Origin of the sequence: Mesobacterium hydrothermale, from assembly GCF_035818635.1 — a bacterium.
GTDB lineage: Bacteria > Pseudomonadota > Alphaproteobacteria > Rhodobacterales > Rhodobacteraceae > Mesobacterium_A > Mesobacterium_A hydrothermale.
Genome location: NZ_JAYLLH010000008.1, coordinates 76786 through 94944 on the forward strand (window position 1 = coordinate 76786; position 18159 = coordinate 94944).

General features: G+C 62.5%; 20 protein-coding genes and 1 tRNA gene. 3 read left to right on the forward strand and 18 right to left on the reverse strand.

Features of this window, described 5'->3' with window-relative positions:
• Positions 1-59: 59 nt before the first annotated feature.
• The gene (locus tag VK792_RS07765) at positions 60-2066 is read left to right on the forward strand and encodes a calcium-binding protein (protein WP_326296892.1); all 2007 of its coding nucleotides are present in this window, start codon (positions 60-62) and stop codon (positions 2064-2066) included.
• 87 nt (positions 2067-2153) lie between these two features.
• Here the strand turns inward: VK792_RS07765 and efp are convergent, their stop codons facing one another.
• Entirely contained in the window at positions 2154-2717 is a 564-nt protein-coding gene (gene efp / locus VK792_RS07770) for an elongation factor P (RefSeq protein ID WP_326296893.1), read from the reverse strand.
• Between the two features lie 217 nt (positions 2718-2934).
• Here efp and VK792_RS07775 point away from each other — a divergent pair, with 217 nt between their 5' ends.
• A complete protein-coding gene (locus VK792_RS07775; RefSeq protein WP_326296894.1) occupies positions 2935-3258 on the forward strand; it encodes a DUF6280 family protein in 324 nt (107 codons plus the stop codon).
• Between the two features lie 147 nt (positions 3259-3405).
• Here VK792_RS07775 and VK792_RS07780 read toward each other — a convergent pair whose 3' ends face one another.
• The 3 genes from VK792_RS07780 to VK792_RS07790 all read right to left on the reverse strand — a co-directional run bounded on the left by VK792_RS07780 (position 3406) and on the right by VK792_RS07790 (position 6786).
• Positions 3406-4599 carry a hypothetical protein gene (locus VK792_RS07780; RefSeq protein WP_326296895.1) on the reverse strand — a complete coding sequence of 398 codons (1194 nt, stop codon included), beginning with the start codon at positions 4597-4599 and terminating at the stop codon, positions 3406-3408.
• 72 nt (positions 4600-4671) lie between these two features.
• Positions 4672-6084, reverse strand: coding sequence for a TolC family outer membrane protein (locus VK792_RS07785; protein WP_326296896.1), 1413 nt, complete (start codon positions 6082-6084; stop codon positions 4672-4674).
• A gap of 48 nt (positions 6085-6132) precedes the next feature.
• Positions 6133-6786, reverse strand: coding sequence for a protein-L-isoaspartate O-methyltransferase family protein (locus tag VK792_RS07790; protein WP_326296897.1), 654 nt, complete (start codon positions 6784-6786; stop codon positions 6133-6135).
• 191 nt (positions 6787-6977) lie between these two features.
• Here VK792_RS07790 and VK792_RS07795 point away from each other — a divergent pair.
• Positions 6978-7051 (forward strand) — tRNA-Cys (locus VK792_RS07795).
• A 68-nt stretch (positions 7052-7119) separates the two neighbouring features.
• Here VK792_RS07795 and VK792_RS07800 read toward each other — a convergent pair.
• The 14 genes from VK792_RS07800 to VK792_RS07865 form a co-directional block, all read right to left on the reverse strand.
• The gene (locus VK792_RS07800) at positions 7120-8148 is read right to left on the reverse strand and encodes a site-specific integrase (protein WP_326296898.1); all 1029 of its coding nucleotides are present in this window, start codon (positions 8146-8148) and stop codon (positions 7120-7122) included.
• A gap of 183 nt (positions 8149-8331) precedes the next feature.
• A complete protein-coding gene (locus tag VK792_RS07805) occupies positions 8332-8868 on the reverse strand; it encodes a hypothetical protein (protein WP_326296899.1) in 537 nt (178 codons plus the stop codon).
• 136 nt (positions 8869-9004) lie between these two features.
• Positions 9005-9220: a hypothetical protein gene (locus VK792_RS07810; protein ID WP_326296900.1), complete on the reverse strand. Its 216-nt coding sequence runs from the start codon at positions 9218-9220 to the stop codon at positions 9005-9007.
• Positions 9213-9500, reverse strand: coding sequence for a hypothetical protein (locus tag VK792_RS07815; RefSeq protein WP_326296901.1), 288 nt, complete (start codon positions 9498-9500; stop codon positions 9213-9215). The genes VK792_RS07810 and VK792_RS07815 overlap by 8 nt, the downstream gene beginning before the upstream one ends.
• A 307-nt stretch (positions 9501-9807) precedes the next feature.
• Complete coding sequence (locus tag VK792_RS07820; protein WP_326296902.1) at positions 9808-10860, reverse strand: hypothetical protein; 1053 nt, start codon at positions 10858-10860, stop codon at positions 9808-9810.
• 2 nt (positions 10861-10862) lie between these two features.
• Positions 10863-11402: a hypothetical protein gene (locus VK792_RS07825; protein ID WP_326296903.1), complete on the reverse strand. Its 540-nt coding sequence runs from the start codon at positions 11400-11402 to the stop codon at positions 10863-10865.
• A gap of 1 nt (position 11403) precedes the next feature.
• Positions 11404-12021: an HK97 family phage prohead protease gene (locus VK792_RS07830; RefSeq protein ID WP_326296904.1), complete on the reverse strand. Its 618-nt coding sequence runs from the start codon at positions 12019-12021 to the stop codon at positions 11404-11406.
• Positions 12021-13277: a phage major capsid protein gene (locus VK792_RS07835; protein WP_326296905.1), complete on the reverse strand. Its 1257-nt coding sequence runs from the start codon at positions 13275-13277 to the stop codon at positions 12021-12023. Before VK792_RS07835 ends, VK792_RS07830 begins: the two co-directional genes overlap by 1 nt.
• The gene (locus VK792_RS07840) at positions 13264-13590 is read right to left on the reverse strand and encodes an HNH endonuclease (protein ID WP_326296906.1); all 327 of its coding nucleotides are present in this window, start codon (positions 13588-13590) and stop codon (positions 13264-13266) included. The genes VK792_RS07835 and VK792_RS07840 overlap by 14 nt, the downstream gene beginning before the upstream one ends.
• Positions 13587-13922 carry a hypothetical protein gene (locus tag VK792_RS07845; protein ID WP_326296907.1) on the reverse strand — a complete coding sequence of 112 codons (336 nt, stop codon included), beginning with the start codon at positions 13920-13922 and terminating at the stop codon, positions 13587-13589. Before VK792_RS07845 ends, VK792_RS07840 begins: the two co-directional genes overlap by 4 nt.
• Positions 13913-15445 (reverse strand): terminase large subunit domain-containing protein, encoded by a 1533-nt coding sequence (locus tag VK792_RS07850; protein ID WP_326296908.1) that lies wholly within the window; start codon positions 15443-15445, stop codon positions 13913-13915. The genes VK792_RS07845 and VK792_RS07850 overlap by 10 nt, the downstream gene beginning before the upstream one ends.
• Before the next feature lie 372 nt (positions 15446-15817).
• Positions 15818-17278, reverse strand: coding sequence for an AAA family ATPase (locus VK792_RS07855; protein ID WP_326296909.1), 1461 nt, complete (start codon positions 17276-17278; stop codon positions 15818-15820).
• A complete protein-coding gene (locus tag VK792_RS07860) occupies positions 17265-17861 on the reverse strand; it encodes a bifunctional DNA primase/polymerase (protein WP_326296910.1) in 597 nt (198 codons plus the stop codon). Before VK792_RS07860 ends, VK792_RS07855 begins: the two co-directional genes overlap by 14 nt.
• On the reverse strand, positions 17858-18157 hold the full coding sequence (locus VK792_RS07865) for a hypothetical protein (protein ID WP_326296911.1): 300 nt from the start codon (positions 18155-18157) through the stop codon (positions 17858-17860). The genes VK792_RS07860 and VK792_RS07865 overlap by 4 nt, the downstream gene beginning before the upstream one ends.
• Between the last annotated feature and the right edge of the window lie 2 nt (positions 18158-18159).

The window sequence follows — 18159 nt, forward strand, 5'->3', positions numbered from 1 at the left end:
CCCAAACCGCCTGAGAAACGGAACGGGTCTACGGCAAGGCGTTTGTTTTGGGGCATGCAATGAGCACCGACGATACTATCGAAAAGACCTACTTCCTCGGGACTTCCTGGGCTGATGTCATCACTGGCACGGACGGTCGCGACATCGTGGACGCGCTGGAAGGCAACGACGTGATCAACGTCGGTGACGGCGACGACTATGTGAACGGCGATGACGGCAACGACACGATCACCGCAACATCCGGCATCAACATCATCAACGCAGGCGGCGGCAACGACAGCGTTTCCGGCGGCAGCGGCGATGAAAAGATCACAGGCGGCACCGGGAACGACACCCTTTATGGCAATGCCGGCAGCGACCACCTTGTCGGCAGTGAAGGCTATGACAGTCTGAACGGTGGCGACGGCGAAGACCGGCTGGACGGCGGCGACCAGGATGACACCCTGATCGGCGGCAATGGCGACGACTGGATCAACGGCGGAAACGACCAGGACGTTCTTTCGGGCGGCGATGGCAACGACCGTATGAACGGTGGCTATGGCAACGACTGGATGTCGGGCGCCAATGGTGACGACTGGATGAACGGCGGCGCAGGCAATGACACCGTCTATGGCGGCGAAGGCACCAACCGCCTGACCGGCGGAGATGGGGACGATACGGTCTCGGGCCTGTCGGGGGATGACTGGATCGCGGGCGGCGAAGGCAACGACCACCTGAACGGCGGCGAAGGCAACAACCGCATGGCAGGCGGAACCGGCGACGATACGATGCGTGCCGGTGACGGAAACGACCGCATGGATGGCGGCGACGGTGTCGACGATATCCGCGCAGGCAACGGCAACAACCGCGTCAGCGGTGGCCAGGGCAATGATACGCTGACCACCGGGTCGGGCATCGACCGGGTCGACGGCGGCGATGGCGACGACGACATTGACGCCGGCGACGGCGACAACCGCGCCACGGGCGGCCAGGGCAACGACACCCTTGTGGCTGGAAACGGCAACGACCGGCTGGACGCAGGCGACGGCAACGACATCGTTGAAACCGGCGACGGCGCAAACCGCGCGTCTGGCGGGGCGGGCAACGACACCATGACCGGTGGCAGTGGCTCTGACACGCTGGCCGGCGGCAACAACGACGACCTGATCTATGCCAACGATGGTCACGACGTGATCTCGGGCGGGGCTGGCCAGGATACGATCTATGGCGGCGCGGGCGCGGACATCCTGTTCGGTGGCACTGGCCATGACAGCATCGAAGGCGGCGAAGACGACGACTTCATCGCCGGCGGCGGCGGCAACGACACGATCAACGGCAGCTATGGCAACGACCTTGTCTATGGCGGCAACGGGTCGGATTCGATCAGCGGCGGCTTGGGCGACAACCTGATGTATGGTGGATCGGGCAACGACACCATCGACGCCTCGACCGGCAACGACACCATTTACGGCGGGTCCGGCAACGACAGCATTTCGATCGTTTCTGGCGAAAACCAGGTCTGGGGCGGCGATGGCGAAGACAACATCAGCTTTGGCAACGGCGCGAACCGTGCCTGGGGCGGCGACGGCGATGATCTGATCTCTGGCGGGTCCGGCCTTGATGTGCTGGACGGCGGCCATGACGAAGACACGATCTATGGCGGCTCGGGCGACGACTTCATCTTTGGCGGCCAGGAGGATGACGTTCTGGACGGCGGCAACGGCAATGACTTCCTGGAAGGTGAAACCGGCAGCGATACCGTAACCGGTGGCGCAGGTGCCGACACGTTCATCTTCAACATGGCGCTTTCGAAAGCCGGCCACGACGTGGTGACCGATTTCGACACGACCGAGGATATCGCCATCGTCGTCGGTGAAACGCTGGAAGACCTGTTCTATTTCGACACTGCGGGCGGCGCAACCATCGCCACGCGCATGGTGTTCGAAGGCGACCCGACCCTGCTGAGCGATTACGAGGTCAGCGTCCAGTTCCTGGGCCTGAGCGTCGACGAACTGCATGACGCACTGTTCCACGGCCAGGACGTGGGCGTGTCCGCAGTCGACCCCTACGGTCTGTTTGGCAGCTGACAGTCGTCGCCTTTGCAGAAACGCGAAACGCCGCGAGGGCCCCTGCCCCCGCGGCGTTTGTCATCCTTCCCACCAAACAGCGACAGATCAGGCGCGTTCGGAATATTCCATCGTCTCGGTGTTCACCACGATCTTTTCGCCCTGCCCGACGAAGGGCGGCACGACGATGCGCACGCCATTGTCCAGCACCGCAGGCTTGAAACTGTTGGCGGCGGTTTGTCCTTTGACAACCGGTTCGGTCTCGACGATCTCGCAGATGACCTTTTGCGGCAACGTGGCGTTCAGCGCCTCTGATTCATAGAATTCGACGACGATGGTCATGCCATCTTGCAGAAACGGGCGACGTTCGCCCAGCAGTTCTGCATCCACCTGCACCTGTTCATAGGTTTCGGTGTCCATGAAGATCAACTGACCAGAGTCTTCGTACAGGAACTGCATGTCCTTTTGCTCAAGGCGCACACGCTCGACCTTGTCGGCGCTGCGGAAGCGTTCGTTCAGCTTCGAGCCGTTGCGCAGGTTCTTCATCTCGACCTGGGCAAAGGCGCCGCCCTTGCCAGGCTTGACGTGGTCGACCTTGACCGCGGCCCAAAGGCCGCCGTTATGCTCCAGCACGTTCCCGGGGCGAATTTCGTTTCCGTTGATCTTAGGCATCGTAGCAAAACCTTGTCGAAAGGTTGATTGGAATTTGACGACCCCTATATCTGGCGGGCGTGCGCCTGGCAAGACAACGAAATATCGTGTTGCACCTGCAGAAGCCATGCGAATTTTGCATGGATGCTATGCGTTTGCGGGGTATCCGAATCGAAATTAATGCGCCATAACACACGCCACGCCTGAAAAGACAAGACCAATAATCAAAGGACGACTCATGGCTGAATTCGTTGATGGTACGGCCTTCAACAGCGAACAGGGCAACCGTGCACGCAAGCTTTTTGCGGCGGTGGTGCTGGCTGCTCTCGATGATGCAATTGCCGATGACAAGAAATATGGCAACGGACCGGAACAGATCGCCCGCTGGGCGCGCTCCCGCGATGGCCGCGAAGTACTGAGCTGTGCCGGGATCGACCCGAACGAGCGTGTCGTGTCCGGTTTGATGGAATTCGTATCCAAAGGTGTCCGCACCTCTGTCGCGCTGTCGCGCGAAGAGAGCGAGCGCCGTCATGCTGCCGCGCAACAGGCCGAAGCCGCCTAAGACCGCGTCCAGCAGTGAAAAAGCGCGCCTCTGCCCAGCAGAGGCGCGCTTTTCTTTGCAGCAGCGCCAATGTTCTGACAGCGAAGAGAAACGAAAAACGCCCAGGCTGGCCCGGGCGTTTTCTCTGTCATGCTTGTTCCGCGTGGGTCAGTCCAGGTCATGCCCGGCAAGCGCGCGCTGGATTTCCCGCCGTACAAGCTTGCGCACGTTCCGGGTGATCCGTTCGCCCAGGACACCTTGCAGCTCTTCGCGCACAATGCGCGAAACCAGCTCGTGCAACTGGTCCTCGTCGATCGTGGTCTCTTCTTCTGTCTCATCGGCGGAATGCACCACGTGCAGTCCGGCCCAGTTCGGGCGCGCATCGCGCGGAGCATAGATGGTTTCATCACCTTCCGGCCCGGTACCGTCAACCTCGATGAACGGCGCTGCATCGTCACTGTCATCGGTTGCGTCCGGCGCGGACACGTCGATGGTAAACGCCTTGGGGGTGTCTTGCACCGCTTCGGGCTTGCCCTCGGGCTCTGCGTTGTCGTCCCAGGGCATGGCGGTGATCTGCGACAGCTCTGCCGCGGCGTTGCCGCCACGATCGTCGGCGTCGGGATCCCAGTTTCCGGAACCGCGCCCGATCAGGGCTTCAAGCTCTGCAATCTTGTCTTCCAGCGACGCGGCCGCGCTCGGCGACTCTTGCTCGGGCTCTGCCTCGGGCTCTGGCGCGACTTCAGACTCATGGACGGGCTCAAGCAGCGCGGTCAATTCCAGCGCGGACTCCTCGTGGGCAAGCGTCGTCAGGGTCAACGGCTCGGCTTCCGGAGCCACGGCCGTATCCGAAGTGACGGCCACAGACAGATCCGGCAGGTCATCGAACAAGCCATCCTCTGCCGCGGTTTCGACCTCGGGCACCACGTCGGCTTTTGCCGTTTCGGCGGGCATTTCGGGCATCGGGGCACGATGCGCAAACAGCGCGGTGCGGATCCCGTTCAGGATATCCTCTTGCCGCGCGGGATCGGTCTGCGCCAGCAACTGGCGCGCCAGCGCCTCGACCTCGACCAGCGTGCGATTGGCCAAAGGTGCCGCCGCCATATCATCGGCGGCGCTATCGTCTGTGGGTGAATCCACTTGCGGAGCGGGTTCGGTCTGCGCGGGTTCGGCCAAGTCTTCCACGGCATCGCCCGGAACGGTCACACGCTGCGCCGGGGTCAGGACAAGTTTGCCGGCGGGTTTGGCCGGGGCATCGTCACTGTCTTGCAGCAGGGTGTCGCGTTTTCTGGGCTCATCCGCCACGAGACGGCGGATCGACGACAAGACGTCTTCGATTTCCACGTTTGTCACGGCATCTGTCATATCTGTTACCACTCTATCCTCGACCCGAAGACTATCCTCGGGCCGGGAAATTCACAACAGATAGAGTGAAAACTAGTATTTTCCGATTGATTGCAGGACACGGTCCAGGCTCTTGCCCTGCTTGCTGCGCGTTGCAGGGGCGTTTTTCACCAGATTGTAATACGCCGCCGGATCATACTGCTGCACGCCAAGCTTCAGATCGCTGGCGGTCAGCATGCCCATCGCGGCCAGGACAGTGTAGGCCGCAATGTATTCGTCAACCACGGCGGAAATCTGGTTGGCGCGGGCGTCCAGCAGTTCCTGTTCGGCGTTCAGCACATCCAGCGTGGTGCGGGCGCCAAGCGTCGCTTCCTCGCGCACACCGTTGAAAGCCACAGTGGCCGCGCGAATTTGGCGTTCGCTGGCCTGGCGCGCCGCATTTGCAACAGTCAGCCGGGCATACGCGTTGGCCACGTCCTGACGGATTGTCTGGCGCACCACATGCAGATTGCCGCGCTGCGCATCGCCGCGCGCAATCGCCTGGCGACGCAGTGCATTCAAACGACCACCCTGATAGATCGGGCCCGATGCGCCCAGCGTGATCGTACCGCCATCGGTCCAGTTGCCGGTATCAAGATCGCGGGTCACGCCAAGGCGCCCGGTCAGCGACACCGTCGGCTTGATCGCCAGTTCGGCGCGCTTCACGTTCAGATCGGCCACAGTCACCTGGCGTTGCGCGGCGACCATGTCCGGGTGGCTGCGCACGGCCACGGTTTCCGCCTGCGCCTGGGGCGGCAGCTTGGGCAGACGGCTGGGCGGTGTCACATGGCCTGGCTTGTGCCCGATCGCGGCCGCATATTCCGCGCGCGCGATATCCAGGTTGCCCTGGGCGACGGCAAGGTTGCTGCGGGCCGCAGCCAGTCGGGCTTCTGCCAGCGCGACGTCGGTACGGGTGACTTCCCCAACGTCGAAACGGTCGCGCGCGGCACGCAATTCTTCGGTGATCAGGCGGACGTTGCTTTCACGCAGGGCCACGGTTTCGGAGGCGCGGCGGACTTCCATGAAGGCATTGACCGCGCGCAGCAGCACACGCTGTTCGATCGAGATCAACGCCTCTCGCGTCGCCAGAACGGTTTCCTTGGCAACGTCGATGGCCAATTGGTTGCGGCCATAGTCATAAAGCGTGAGTTCCGCCGAAATCCCCACCGAGGCCTCATCCGAGGCAGACCCGGTCACGGTGCCCCCCACATGAGACTTGCCGAACTGCCGTTCGACCGACGCCGACCAGTTCAGCACCGGGCGGACAGCGGCGACGGCGACAGCGACGTCTTCGTCCGCGGCGCGCAACAGCGCGCGGTTCTGTTCCAGAAGACCGCTGTGGTTATAAGCGCTGGCCAGCGCATCCCCCAACGTTTCCGCCTTCAGCGGCGCGGCAAGGGCAAGCGCGGCGATCCCGGCCACGAGCGTGCCGCGCAGGGCACCTTTTCCGATCCTGTTTGCGATCATGCTCTTGCGTGCCCCCTGTTCAATTTGTTCTTTACCGTCGTTTTGCGTTCAAAGTGTAAAGGCGCGATGACGTTCAAAGCCCGGCAGTACCGGCGCCCCCGCGTTAAAGGCAAAGCGCCAGGTCAGCGCCCCGTCCATCTTATACCCGATTCGCACCGCGCCAAGCGCCCCTTCCATGAAAAGGCACACGATGCGGCCCCCGTCCTTCAACTGGTCGGCCAGGGCGTCGGGCAGGTGCTCGACACCGCCATCGACCAGGATGACATCATACGGCCCGTGGTCCGGGGCCCCTACCCCCAACGCACCGCGCGCCATCACCACGTTGTCATGACCGGTGTCCGACAGATGCGCCTGCGCTTCCTCGGCCAGCGCGTCATCTTCTTCGACCGCGACCACGGCCTCGGCCAGGTGTGACATCACGGCCGGAGTATAGCCGAAGCCGGCCCCGACACACAGCGCCAGTTCATCAGCCGAGATATCAAGCACCTCGAGCATCTTCGCCAGGGTGCGCGGTTCCATGACCACACGCCCATCCCCAAGGTCGATGTTTTCGCCGACATAGGCCATCTCGCGCTTGTCGCGCGGCACGAAAGCCTCTCTTGGAACAGACAGCATTGCGTCGATAATCGGAAAGCTGGTGACATCCGAAGGCCGGACCTGCGTATCAACCATCATTGTCCGGCGTGTCACGAAATCAGTCATCGTCGAAACCCTGTCTGTCTTGCGTCGCACACTTAATGCCACAGCGCCCGGGCGGCGGCAACGTCCAGATCGACACTCTGGCTGTGCAATTCCGTCGCCGTGACCAGGGCGCCCTCAGCACACCCGAAAACCCAGCGATATTCGCTTGACGCCTCGCGCGACAAGCCATAATCACGTCGCACCACGACGGCGGCGAGTTGGCGGAGTGGTGACGCAGCGGATTGCAAATCCGTGTACACCGGTTCGATTCCGGTACTCGCCTCCATTGTTTTCAATGACTTGCGTCATATCAGTTCTCCACTTGCTCGATTTTTGAAACAGGCGTTGAAACATTCATGTTTCCTTCCTGTTCTGTTCAAAGCGGTTTCGCGCATCCTGCGCCCGCGTTGCCAGTTCCCGTTGGCGGATCATCCCTCCGTATTTTTTGAGCATCTCGACACCAGAGTGACCCGTGACGGCCTTCACCATCTCGTCGTCACAACCTGACTGATAAAGTTCGATGGTCGCATTCTTGCGCAGCCCGTGGGTCACGTATGTGGCCGCGTCCGGGTGCTCCATCTTGGCTTTGACCTTGCGCATTTCGTCGGCAACCGTGCGATAGCGGACGGGACGGCCTGCAAGGTCGGTAATGACCGTCAGGCCCTTCTTATCGACCGTCGCCAGATATGCCTTGAGACGATCCGTGAACGGTATCCACATGGGCTTGTCGCCCTTGCCTTGGGTGAAGTCCCATTCGCCGTCGCGGATATGGTTCCAGCGCATCTTGAGCACGTCACCGATCCGTTGGCCGGTGCCCAAGCACAGTTCATACACAAGCCGGGCACGGGGCGTTGCCACCTTCTCAAACTCCGCCCGCACATCATCCGGCCACGGTTCCCAGCCATCGCTTTCCTGCTTAAAGAGCGGTATGCCCTTGGCAGGGTTGCCATGCTCTTTCTTGAGGAAGCCAATCAGGCGGGCGTGGTTCATCAGAACCACCATGACTTGCACCAGATAGTTGGCTTGACGCCACCGATCCGCGTTGGCGCGGTGCAGTTCATAGACGTGATGCGTCTCGATCTTGGCCGGGTCTTTCGTGCCCCAGATCGCCCGGACATGGCCGATGTATTTGCGATAATCGGCTTTCGTGCGCGGCTTCAATTTCTTGAACGCATCGCTTTCGTAGTAGCTAAGAATCAGCGCCTCGAAATTGCGCTTGGCCGGAACGGGTTCACGGCCCTTCAACAGGCGCTTGTAGTGGTCCCAAAACTCAGGCGTTCCGGGCTCCTCCTTCATCATCACCGATTGACCACGGGCGCGGCGGATGAACCGCACATAGTCCCGGTCTGCATAGACATACTTGGGCAATTCGTTCTTTGTCATTTGCCCATCCTCAAATCAGTGTTGAGGAAGTCGTCACCGCCCTCAGGGTCAGCCATAGAGGCGTCGATAACCGTCGTGCCATCCGGCTTGAGTTCAAACCGCGCACGCGCCCACCCAGCCTCACGCGCAGCTTGGATAAGCGCGACGGCGTTCTGGCGGGCTTGGGTTTGGGGGCGCGGCTCTTTAGCCATCGGACCCTTTCTCCGATGGGAACGGCGCAACCTTGTCCACCTCATCAAAAAGCGCTTTGGCGCTTGGGTCGGTTTCCAGCACCCAAGCCCGCATTTCATCCACCTTGCCTTGTGCAAGCCCGCCTAGAGAGCGGGCAAACTCAAACGAAAGCCGTTCTACGTCCACCGTGGTGAACATCGCGGGCGCTGGTCCCGTGTCATTCATCGGATCGTTGGTGCGGTATAGGTCGGACTGAGGCCGAAAGGTCTCTTTGTCTTTTGGAAAAATCAGGCTGTAGCGGCAATAGCCGTCGCCCTGCTCAAACCGGCCAATGTCACGCCCCATTGCCTTGTGCATGTCGTCAATCAAAATGCCCGCAAGCAAAGTTGCGTCGTAAAGATCAAAGCCGAATTTCGCCAACCGATTAATGAGCCACAACAGCTTGTAGCCTTCAAATGTGAAGGTCCATCGCCCCTTACTTGAGCGCTTGCAAATCCCGCGAACACTCTGATTCGGGAGAATGCCACGACGCCGCCAGTCACGTTGCACGGTGGCAGAAATGCCCGCCAAATCGGCAAGGTCAGACGGGGTAAAGATGTAGGGTCCTGGCTCGGGCAACTCAGAAACTCAGATTCGCGTGACGGTCTCACACATTGATAACGTGAGGCCGTCACACGGTCAAGCATTAGGTGCCCTTCTTTTCCATCTCCGCAATCTCGATACCCTCAGAGGCCAGCGTGTAGATCACTTCCCAAAGGGTGCATTGGGCGCTGTCCAGATGGTCAAGGTTCAGCACCGTGTTAGTCGCCGCCGCGCCGATCTTGGCGAGGTTCGCAATCTCATACAGGCGGTCGATGTGGTCGCGCTTGTTCTTCACCGCGTAGATCGTGGGATCAGCCATCGGTGCGACCCTCCGGCAAGTTCACGCCGTCCAGATCGCGTTGCAGATCGCGGGCGATGTGGATCAGAGCCGTCATACCGTCCGCACAGGCGCTTTCATTGTCTAGGTGGTCGATTGCACACAGGACACCGTGAAGTCGCACGGCACGGTCCTGCACGTCTTGGATGTAGGATAGAAGGGGGTCAGGCTTGCGCCGCCCCGTCGCCATCTGGTGTGCGCGGGCAAGCTGCGCCTGTTGTTCACTGGTGATGAACGCGGGTATTTCGATGTTCTCAGTCATTTGGTTTCTCACTGGTTTTGGCTTGCTAAGGCCGTTGCCCGGAGCGTCCGGGTGCCGGGGTGTTAGCAACTTGCCAGTGAGACAAGCGTGACGATTTTCCCGTGAAGGTCTTGTATGACGCCACCACCCCGACCTATGTTGGCCGGGTGAGTGATCGCCGCCAAGCGTTCACAAGTTCTGCCGCTCCACGCGCCAACGTGGAAACCTCGCCAAAGGTTGTTGCGGTATATCACTGGTCCGGGTTGCTACGCCCACAGACACAATGCCCTAAACCGCATGGACAGAGCAAGCCCCCTTGGGGGCCAGCTTATTCTTGCCACCCCACCAGTTTCATGGCGGTGTCGGGATCAACGCCCGCCTCTTTTGCCATCGCTAGAGCCTGCACCACACCCGCCGCCGCGCGGGCACGGCCCCCGGCGTCGTAAGCCTGCAAGGGCCTGAGGGTGTCCAGCGTGACCGGCTGGCCCAGCTTGTCCGTCAGTTCCTCGCCCACCAGTTCTGCAAGGGGTTGCAGGGTCCAGGTCGCAAGCTGGCGCTGCCCTTCCCTCACAAGGGGACCTTGGGCGTTGTTCGCCACCATCGCGGGCAGAACACCGAACGCGCACAGGATCGCGTCACGCGCCTGCCCATGGGCGCTCAAGGCACCCGTCTTTTGCAGGTCAGGGGTGAGGTCCTGAGGCTTCCAATCCGCATTGGGCTGGGGGCCACCGGCGGCTTGGACGGCCACGCTTTCGCGCACCAGCACCTTGCCCCGTGCCCCTTTGAAGCCGCGCGCCACGTCCTGCATGTCGGCTTCCTTGGATTCCGGCATGGGCACCACGCCAGAGCCAATGGGCGCATCTCGATACACGTCAGACAACAGCCCTTCCATCGTCTGTAGCAGAGACGCAGAGAGGCCAGAGCGGCGCAGGGGCGGCGTTCCCGCCCACGGTTGCCGTGCATCGGCCCCAGTGACGATATGGGCCACCTCGCCCGCAAGCGCCGTGATCGTCTGCCCCCCGCCAATGTCGGGCAAGGTCAGGCGGTAGGCCGTGGGCTTGCCGAGCCGGGTTTGCAGGTCCCAATCCGAGACAGGCACCATCGCGTCGTCGGTGATGTAGAACACCGCCTCACCACGCAAGGCCAGTTGCCGCGCCAGCACGGCCCGCAGGCGACGGGTCAACAGGTCGGTGCCGTCCACATCGGCCATGGCGAACCCGGCTTCCCACAGGCTCACACAGGACTGCACTGCACTTGTCAGTTCTGCCGCGCCCGTGGTGCCGGTGATATACTCGGCACGGGCTTGCATCATCATCGCCGTGTATCCGGTGCCGCTGGCGCGGGTTTCCGTCTCAGGCAGTTTTCGCTTGAAAGGCCACATGTTCACGCCCTCCGGTATGGGCGCAACAGGTCAGCCGCGCCGCTGTATTGCATGGCCCGCGCCAGCCATGACGGATAGCGCGAAAAGTTCTCTTGAATGGCCCCGCCAAGGTTCACCGAATAGTCGGTTGCCCCGGCGCGTTCCTCAGTGTCGGCGCTGTATTCCGCCAATCTGGTGAACGCCCCCAGGACGGGTGCAGGCACGTCACCGCCGCCCACTTGGGCCGTGATCTTGTAGGTGCCATCGAAGGGCAGACAGATGCCCAGAGGACCGTCCAGCAGGGTCAGGCCTTCCCATTGGTCGCCCCAGAAATGGGCCTCGCGGGATACCACGGGCGTCAAGGGCGGGTGCCATTGATCGCCAACATCGCCCAGGATCGTCCACACCACCTCGCGCGGGGTCCATCGGTGCGCGCAATACGCCTCAATACGCCCCCAGATCAGGTCGGTGTCCAATGCGGCCGCATCGGCTGACAGGCCCGCAGGCGGGTCAGGATAAGCCGCTGGCACGTCCTCAAACTGTTTGAGTAGATCAATCGCCATGTCACGCCCTCCACCGATTGCGAGAGGGCAGGAACACCCGCGCCTCAGGGGGGCGGGTCCATGACCGGGCCTCAACCTGCGCCTCATCATAGGCAGGCCGCGTGACCACGCTCAATTCATACAAGAGCGCCGCCAGCACCGTGCGGATGATCGCATTATGCGCGCCGTTCTCAGGGTCGTGCCCCTCATCCTCGATCATCTCAGGCTCAGGCACCGCTCGCTTTGGCGGCAACCGGAACCCCGGCGACAGACCGATTGCGAGGCCCGCGCCGATCATCGCCAGCGCGTCCCGCCCGTGGGTCGTGTCGGCAATCTCAGGCGTGATTTCAGCCTCAAAGGTCAGGGCCTCATCGCCGTCCTGAATGTCCAGCGTCCCCGCTTTCCGGGACGCCAGAGGCCGGTCATAGGAATGGCCTAGCAACAGGTGAATGTCCTCATCTGGACGGTCCACCCGATAGGCGAACGCGCGGGGCGCAATCACCTCTTTGCGGGGTCGCCCGGTCCTGCCACCATCCGACAGAACCGCGCGACGGTTATAGGGGAAGCGCCCGGACAACCGGGCACCCCCACCTTGGCGGCGCAGTTCAAGCCCGCCGCCTTCTACGCCGCCCCAGAGCATTATTGCAGACCCGTCAGGACGTGCAGACCCGTGGAACGGGGCACCTGCATATCGACCGTTTGCAGCGCCGTGATCCGCAGTTCGCCGGATTGCGCCCCGCTGTAAACATCGCGGATCAAGTCGATGCCACCCCAGACCCCGAGGAAGGCCGGCGCAATCCCAGCGTTGCAGGTCAGCAGAGCATCGGACGCCGCCGGATCGCCAGAGGGCGCGTCCAGAGCATTGGTGCCCAGCACGATATTGCCCGCCCCGAAACGCCGGGTCAGGCGGTCCCAGGTCGTGTCAGAGGTGCCCGCAATCAGATCCTCATCAAGCGCCTGCCACACCTCAGGGCGCACCATCAGCTTGACCCCGGACGGCCCCTCGATCGCGTTGGCATTGATGAACGTGGTCAGCACATCGCGGAACGCCGCGTAGGATGCCGCCGCGTCGATTGCCGTGGTGCCGATACCGTAGGTCGCCTGACCGGCCATGATGCCCAGAGGCTCACCCCCGGACCCGGCACCTTGGAACACCGCGCGGTCCAGCTCCACCCGCATGACGTTACCGAGGTCGCGGCGAATGGCTTGTTCCAGACCGGCCCCCGATTGCTTGAGCGCCTTGCGCGTGACCCGGACGTGCCCGCCCAGGGTGCTATCGGGTTTCAGCGCCTTGTCCTCAGTGGTCAGGGCAGACGGCCCCGGCACGTTGGCATTCTCAGACGCGGCCCAGCCCGCCGTGGCACCGCCGGTCACAAGCGGCCATTCGGTTTCGCCCACGCCGATGTTGACCACCGCGACCCCCATGCGGGTGGCGACAGAGTTGGCAAAGAGCCGGTCCACAATCGGGCGCGTGGTGCGCGGGTCAGGGGTGCCGCTCGACACCGTTTCCCCGGCGCGAACCTCAAGGGCTTCAAGCGGGATAGGCACCCCGGTGAAACCGCCCTTGGCGCGCATTTCTTGCACCACTTCAGCCGTGGCCCCTTCAAGGGCGCGGCCTTCGTCCAGGTTCAGCACCACTTGGCGCAGTTCAAACTTGGACACCAGATCGTCGTATTGACGGTCCTCGCGGGTTTCCAGTTCGGCCCCGGCCTCGCGGCGCTCCTCATCCTCAGAGACAAGGGCGGCGCGGTATTGGACTTCCTTGGCGCGATATTCCGCATCCAGTTCGCCCATCTTGCGCACCTCATCCTCAGAGGGCGTTTCGATGTTCGCCAATTCGGCAAGGGATTGCCGGATTTCAGACCGGCGCAGTTCAAGTCGTTTAGATGCCAGCATTGGTTTTTCCTTTCATGCTCGACAGGAGATTGCGCCACTCCTGGCGCGGCTTACTGAGAGGGGCGTGGCCCACCTCAATTCGGGTCTTGCGGGCGTGGCAGCGCCCGCAGAGGATCTGTAAATTTGACAGAGCATAGGCGAGGTCAGGCCGGTCCCGGACAGGCAAGATGTGGTCGCACTCAAGGCGGCGCCGGGTGCCGCACTTGACACATTGCCAGCCGTCCCGATCCAAGGCCTGCAAGCGCAGAGCCTTCCACCGGGGGCCGCGCGTGACCTTGGCCGAATGGCGCTTGTAATCGTCCCGGCGGCTCATGCGGACACCTGCACGTCGTAACAAACTACGTCCGCACCTTGGTAAATCCGCCCCACTTTCTTCACGCTGAATGTGCGCCCAGCGACTAGCAGCGTGTCAGCAGCATTCGGCTCAATCGTGGCGTCGAAAAAGGCCCGCAGGTCAGTTTCAGCCAAGCCCGCGCTACCCCTTTCCTCGATAGAGTATTCAGTCAAAGCGATGACAACAGCATGGTCGGTTGGTTCCCCCGTCGTGGGGTTCCATTCCGGCCCGGTTTTCGCTCCCGGCTTCCTGAGTGTGGCTGGTTGCCCAAACCTTCCGATCAGCCGTTGTGCAGTTTCAATCATGCCCAAGCCACGCGGCCTCCTGATATTGCGGGCGCGCGCTTCATGCGCTGCCCTTGGGCGACGGCCACAACGGTCGCGGCCACGGGGTCCACGCGCCCCGTGCTACGGCCAGCCGCCAATTTGTGATTGCCCGCCGGGTCCACCAGCGTGATCGCGTCCGCGAATGCAGAGCGCAGCAAGAGCGACGGCACCGTGCGCACCTGGCCCTCGAATACCGCCCGTCGGGTCCGCTCTATGTCCTCAGAGCCGTCTTTCCAGCCGAACCCGCGCCAAATGAATGGCACCCTCTCAAGGCCCGCGTCCCGCAGCGCCTCAAGAAACTCAGCATGGCGGAACCTGTCACCTGCGATTGCCGCCGGGGGTTGCCCATTCAAGCGGTCCACGACACTGGCGAGGAAGCGACCCACAGGCACGGTCGTGTCGCCCATCGTCACCAGTTCGCCCCGGTCGTGCATCTCGACATAGCGGTGTGACACGCCATCCGCTTGGCCCCGATCCGACAGGCCGGGATTGCAGGGGAAGGCCCCGACACATTCCAGCCGTCCCGTCTCAGGCCAGTAGAGCGCCGCCGCAGACATGGACCGGGACCCGCCGAGGTCCACGCCCATAACCACCGGCCCGTCACGCGGGGGCAGATCGTCAGGCGACACCTCGCAGCCCAGCCATTCGTCCACGGTCAGCAACACCGAACGGTCGTCACTGGCGACACGCTCATTGCGGTTGAGGTTGCGGAAGCTGGACAGTGCAGAGCCGCCCCGTGCAATGGCCCGCCGCGCTTGTGCCGTCAGCCATTCCGCAGAGGGACCGATACCCTCAGAGGCCCCAGGATTGGCCACCAAGAGGCTTTCCAGATCATCAGGCGGCAAGCCGGGGTCGGGTCGATGCTCTTGGACGTAGGTGCCAGGAGGCGGCTCATCTAGCCACTTGGAAAAGGTGTTGGTGTCATCCGGGGCCGAGGTGCTGATAATCAGCGCCCGCCCATCGCGCTTGCCCAGACCGGACAAGATTGCATTCTCAAGGGCGTCACCTTTTTCACGTTCCCAAGCGGCCCTTTCGTCCAGGACCGCCAGCGTCGGGGCACCGCCCAGGATGGACTTGCCATCCGCAGCAATGACCCGTGCCAGCCCGCCCCCGTTGGCGTCGGTCTCGACTTCCAGCTTGGACCCGCGACGGACGGCGAACTGCGCTTGTTCGTCCTCTGGCAGGCCCTCGATAAAGCCCAAGAGGAACCCGAAAGCCGTCTTGGCTTGGTCCCGGTTCCGGGCCGCGAAGATGATTTCCCGCTTAGGCTGTGGGGCGATTTCCCCCATCAAGTGCCCCAGGCTAAGACCAGCCGAGAGGGCGGTCTTGGCATTGCCCCGACCAATCGAAAGGCACCCGGCCTCGATACCTTTGGCAAAGGCCCCGCGCACGAATTGCTTTTGATAGGTGGCCAGCTTCACACGCTTACCAGCCAAGCGGCCCTCAGGAACCACCAGTCGGGGAAGGAAGCGCAGAGCCGCCATTGCGTCTTGGGAGGCTCTAGCCATCAGCAAGCCCTCCCAGAGAGGCTGAGAGAGGCCCTGAGAGGCGACCAGAGGGCACCTTTTCCTCGGATTTTTTCAGGAGAGAGAGAGGAAGACCCCGCACCGCGCCCGCACCGTGCCCGCATCGTGACCGCATTGGGACCACGTTGGCACCACGTTGGCACCACGTTGCACCCACTTGCACCCACTGGGTCCCACTGGGGGTACTGGGGACTGGGGACGGGACGGACGCCCGCCACCTGCGGCGTGCACCAGCCGCCAAGTGCGGGTGCAACGCTCGGGGTATAAGGGGTATGTGTCGCACCCCCGTTGACCGGGCGTTGGCGGGGGGTTGCACCGGGGGTTGCACTCAGTATTGCACCGGGGGTTGCACCCTTACTCTTGACCATGATCGGCCCCCTTTCTTGCAATGTGTGAGCGGGCTTTCGCGCCATTGCCGTGGCTGGCGATGACGATCTCGCCACGTCCGAAAAGCGCATCCATCGCGCTCTTGAGCGCCCGCTTTGTGCAGCCCTCAGCCTCGGGGTGGCTGGCGAATTGCGTCGGGGCGTATGTCGGGCCGGGGCTGGCAGAGACGTAGCGACCTTGCGCGGTCAGGGTGTCCAGCAGCTTGAGAAATACCCGCTCGCCCTTGGCTCCTGCCGCCAGCGCATCAAGCCCCGTGGGCTGCGCCTCAGCGACGAATACGCCCGCTTCCCACTTGAGGTTGATCTCGCCACCCGTGCGCCCGTAGTTGGCTTTCTTGGTGGACAGCACCCGCGCGTCAGGGTCAGGCTCAAAGCCGTTGTCGGTGATCCGCGACAGGTAGAGTCGCGACCGCACAGAGTTATTCCATGCCGTCGATCCTGACGTTCCCGTGCCGCTATTGAGGCCGGTCAGGGACGGGTGGCCCAGCAGCAGGACCGCGCATTTCCGCTTGATCGCCAGACCGCGCAGGATGCCCACGAATTGCCGCACCTTGGCCCGGTCGTTCTCATTGGCCGGATACACGTCCGCCAGGGTGTCAATGACGATCAGGGCCGGGGCTTCCTCAGCCGCCCGCTTGTCCAGTTCCTCGAACAGCGCGGATTGCATCAGGGCAATTTGCGTCTCGACCGCCAGCAACGCATCCTCGCCCGCCAGCGACCGCAAGGTGAGGCCCGACAGATCGTCATAGTCCCGGCCCTCAGCCGTCAGAATGTCATCAAGCCGCCGGTGCAATTCGTCGTCGTCATCCTCGGCACTCAGGAAGATCACGCGCCCGGTGTTCGCCGTCTTGCCGATCCATGCGGTTTGCGCCGCGACCGCGACCGCCAGTTGCAGCGCCAAGAGGCTCTTGCCGGTGCCCCCATCGCCACTGAAAAGCGTGACGGTCTTTTGGGGCACCAGCCCGTGCACCAGCCATTGCCGGGGCGGGACCGTCTTTCCCTTGAGCGTTGCCGCCGAATAGAATTGGCTCTCGCGCGCCGGTGCGGGTTGAATGATCGTCGGGCCGCGCGGGTCGGGCCGATAGTCGGGCCGGTCTTGCGGGTGCTCAGGCTCTTGCAGGCCAGCCGTCAAGCCGCTCCTGATCGTGGCGCGCACCGCCTCGGGGCCATCCTCTTGGGTAAGGCCCGACAGTTGCGCGGCGCCAATCAATGCCGCCTCGACCTCAGCCTCTTGCAGGTATCCAGCGGCAACCTTCTTGCCCAGTTTAAGAGCCGCCGTGTTTAGGGCGTTGTTGCGCGTCCCATTGGCTGCGGCCGCGACGATCGCGACCTCCGATTCCAGCGCACGTTGTGCCCATTTCTCGCCGCGCCTCGATTCCTCAAGCGACCTCAGATCCGGCGCATAATCGGGAAGGTTAGAGGCTCCCATTGTCACCGCCTATCCACTGGTACTCATCGCGCGTCGTAGAAGGCAGAGACGGGGGCAGAACGACATAGCCGCCATCCCCCCGAATATCGACGCCATCAGCCAGGAGACCCGCAGAGTTCTTCAGCGGGCCGTCGTAGCGCATGAACACATGCAAGCCACCGCTCGGAGTGATGGATATGACCGGGGACAGGGAATAGGGGTCGATCCCCACCGCCCGAAGATTGGCGAGCCCGTCCACGCCGTTCTTACGATCAATGTCCAATACAACCACGCCAGACGGCTTGCCCGTTGGCATTCCGATCATCGCCAAAGGCCAGCGCGCCCACCACGACTTGATCGTCTCGGGGTCAGTCGTGGCGCGCCGCTTTGTCAGGTCCGGGTGGCCATCCTCGCCCTTGCCCCACTTGACCAGCGGTTTTTTCTGACCGTCGATCATCATGGCTGGGAACACTGGATAGCCTTTGGCCGCGTAGCCCAGGGCCGCGTTCAACAGTTCCTTGCGAAAGAGCGCCGCCCGCCCCTCGGGGGTGCCCAGGTAGGGCCACGGCTCGGAAAGCACCGCTTTGGGGGTCAGAGCGTTCATACCAGCGCCCCCCAATGCATTGCCAAGATGGGGAAAGCTGCGATATACTCCCTGCACGAATTGACGCCTTCCACAACGTCTTTAGCCCCGGTTGCGATTGCCGTCGCGCCGGGGTTTTCGTTTGCGCCGGTCAGTTCGGCGTTTGAAACTTTCGCGGAAAGTTCACGGTTTGTCGGGGCCTCTTTTGAAACAGCAGCCCCTTGTTTTCTTTGGATAGCAGGCCGGATTGCAAATCCGTGTACACCGGTTCGATTCCGGTACTCGCCTCCATTTATTTTCAATGACTTGCGTGTCATCG

Coding starts and splice junctions, on each gene's coding strand:
- VK792_RS07765 (WP_326296892.1), top strand. CDS start 60: ATGAGCACCGACGATACTATCGAAAAGACCTACTTCCTCGGGACTTCC.
- efp (WP_326296893.1), bottom strand. CDS start 2,717: ATGCCTAAGATCAACGGAAACGAAATTCGCCCCGGGAACGTGCTGGAG.
- VK792_RS07775 (WP_326296894.1), top strand. CDS start 2,935: ATGGCTGAATTCGTTGATGGTACGGCCTTCAACAGCGAACAGGGCAAC.
- VK792_RS07780 (WP_326296895.1), bottom strand. CDS start 4,599: ATGACAGATGCCGTGACAAACGTGGAAATCGAAGACGTCTTGTCGTCG.
- VK792_RS07785 (WP_326296896.1), bottom strand. CDS start 6,084: ATGATCGCAAACAGGATCGGAAAAGGTGCCCTGCGCGGCACGCTCGTG.
- VK792_RS07790 (WP_326296897.1), bottom strand. CDS start 6,786: ATGACTGATTTCGTGACACGCCGGACAATGATGGTTGATACGCAGGTC.
- VK792_RS07800 (WP_326296898.1), bottom strand. CDS start 8,148: ATGACAAAGAACGAATTGCCCAAGTATGTCTATGCAGACCGGGACTAT.
- VK792_RS07810 (WP_326296900.1), bottom strand. CDS start 9,220: ATGGCTGATCCCACGATCTACGCGGTGAAGAACAAGCGCGACCACATC.
- VK792_RS07815 (WP_326296901.1), bottom strand. CDS start 9,500: ATGACTGAGAACATCGAAATACCCGCGTTCATCACCAGTGAACAACAG.
- VK792_RS07820 (WP_326296902.1), bottom strand. CDS start 10,860: ATGTGGCCTTTCAAGCGAAAACTGCCTGAGACGGAAACCCGCGCCAGC.
- VK792_RS07825 (WP_326296903.1), bottom strand. CDS start 11,402: ATGGCGATTGATCTACTCAAACAGTTTGAGGACGTGCCAGCGGCTTAT.
- VK792_RS07830 (WP_326296904.1), bottom strand. CDS start 12,021: ATGCTCTGGGGCGGCGTAGAAGGCGGCGGGCTTGAACTGCGCCGCCAA.
- VK792_RS07835 (WP_326296905.1), bottom strand. CDS start 13,277: ATGCTGGCATCTAAACGACTTGAACTGCGCCGGTCTGAAATCCGGCAA.
- VK792_RS07840 (WP_326296906.1), bottom strand. CDS start 13,590: ATGAGCCGCCGGGACGATTACAAGCGCCATTCGGCCAAGGTCACGCGC.
- VK792_RS07850 (WP_326296908.1), bottom strand. CDS start 15,445: ATGGCTAGAGCCTCCCAAGACGCAATGGCGGCTCTGCGCTTCCTTCCC.
- VK792_RS07855 (WP_326296909.1), bottom strand. CDS start 17,278: ATGGGAGCCTCTAACCTTCCCGATTATGCGCCGGATCTGAGGTCGCTT.
- VK792_RS07860 (WP_326296910.1), bottom strand. CDS start 17,861: ATGAACGCTCTGACCCCCAAAGCGGTGCTTTCCGAGCCGTGGCCCTAC.
- VK792_RS07865 (WP_326296911.1), bottom strand. CDS start 18,157: ATGACACGCAAGTCATTGAAAATAAATGGAGGCGAGTACCGGAATCGA.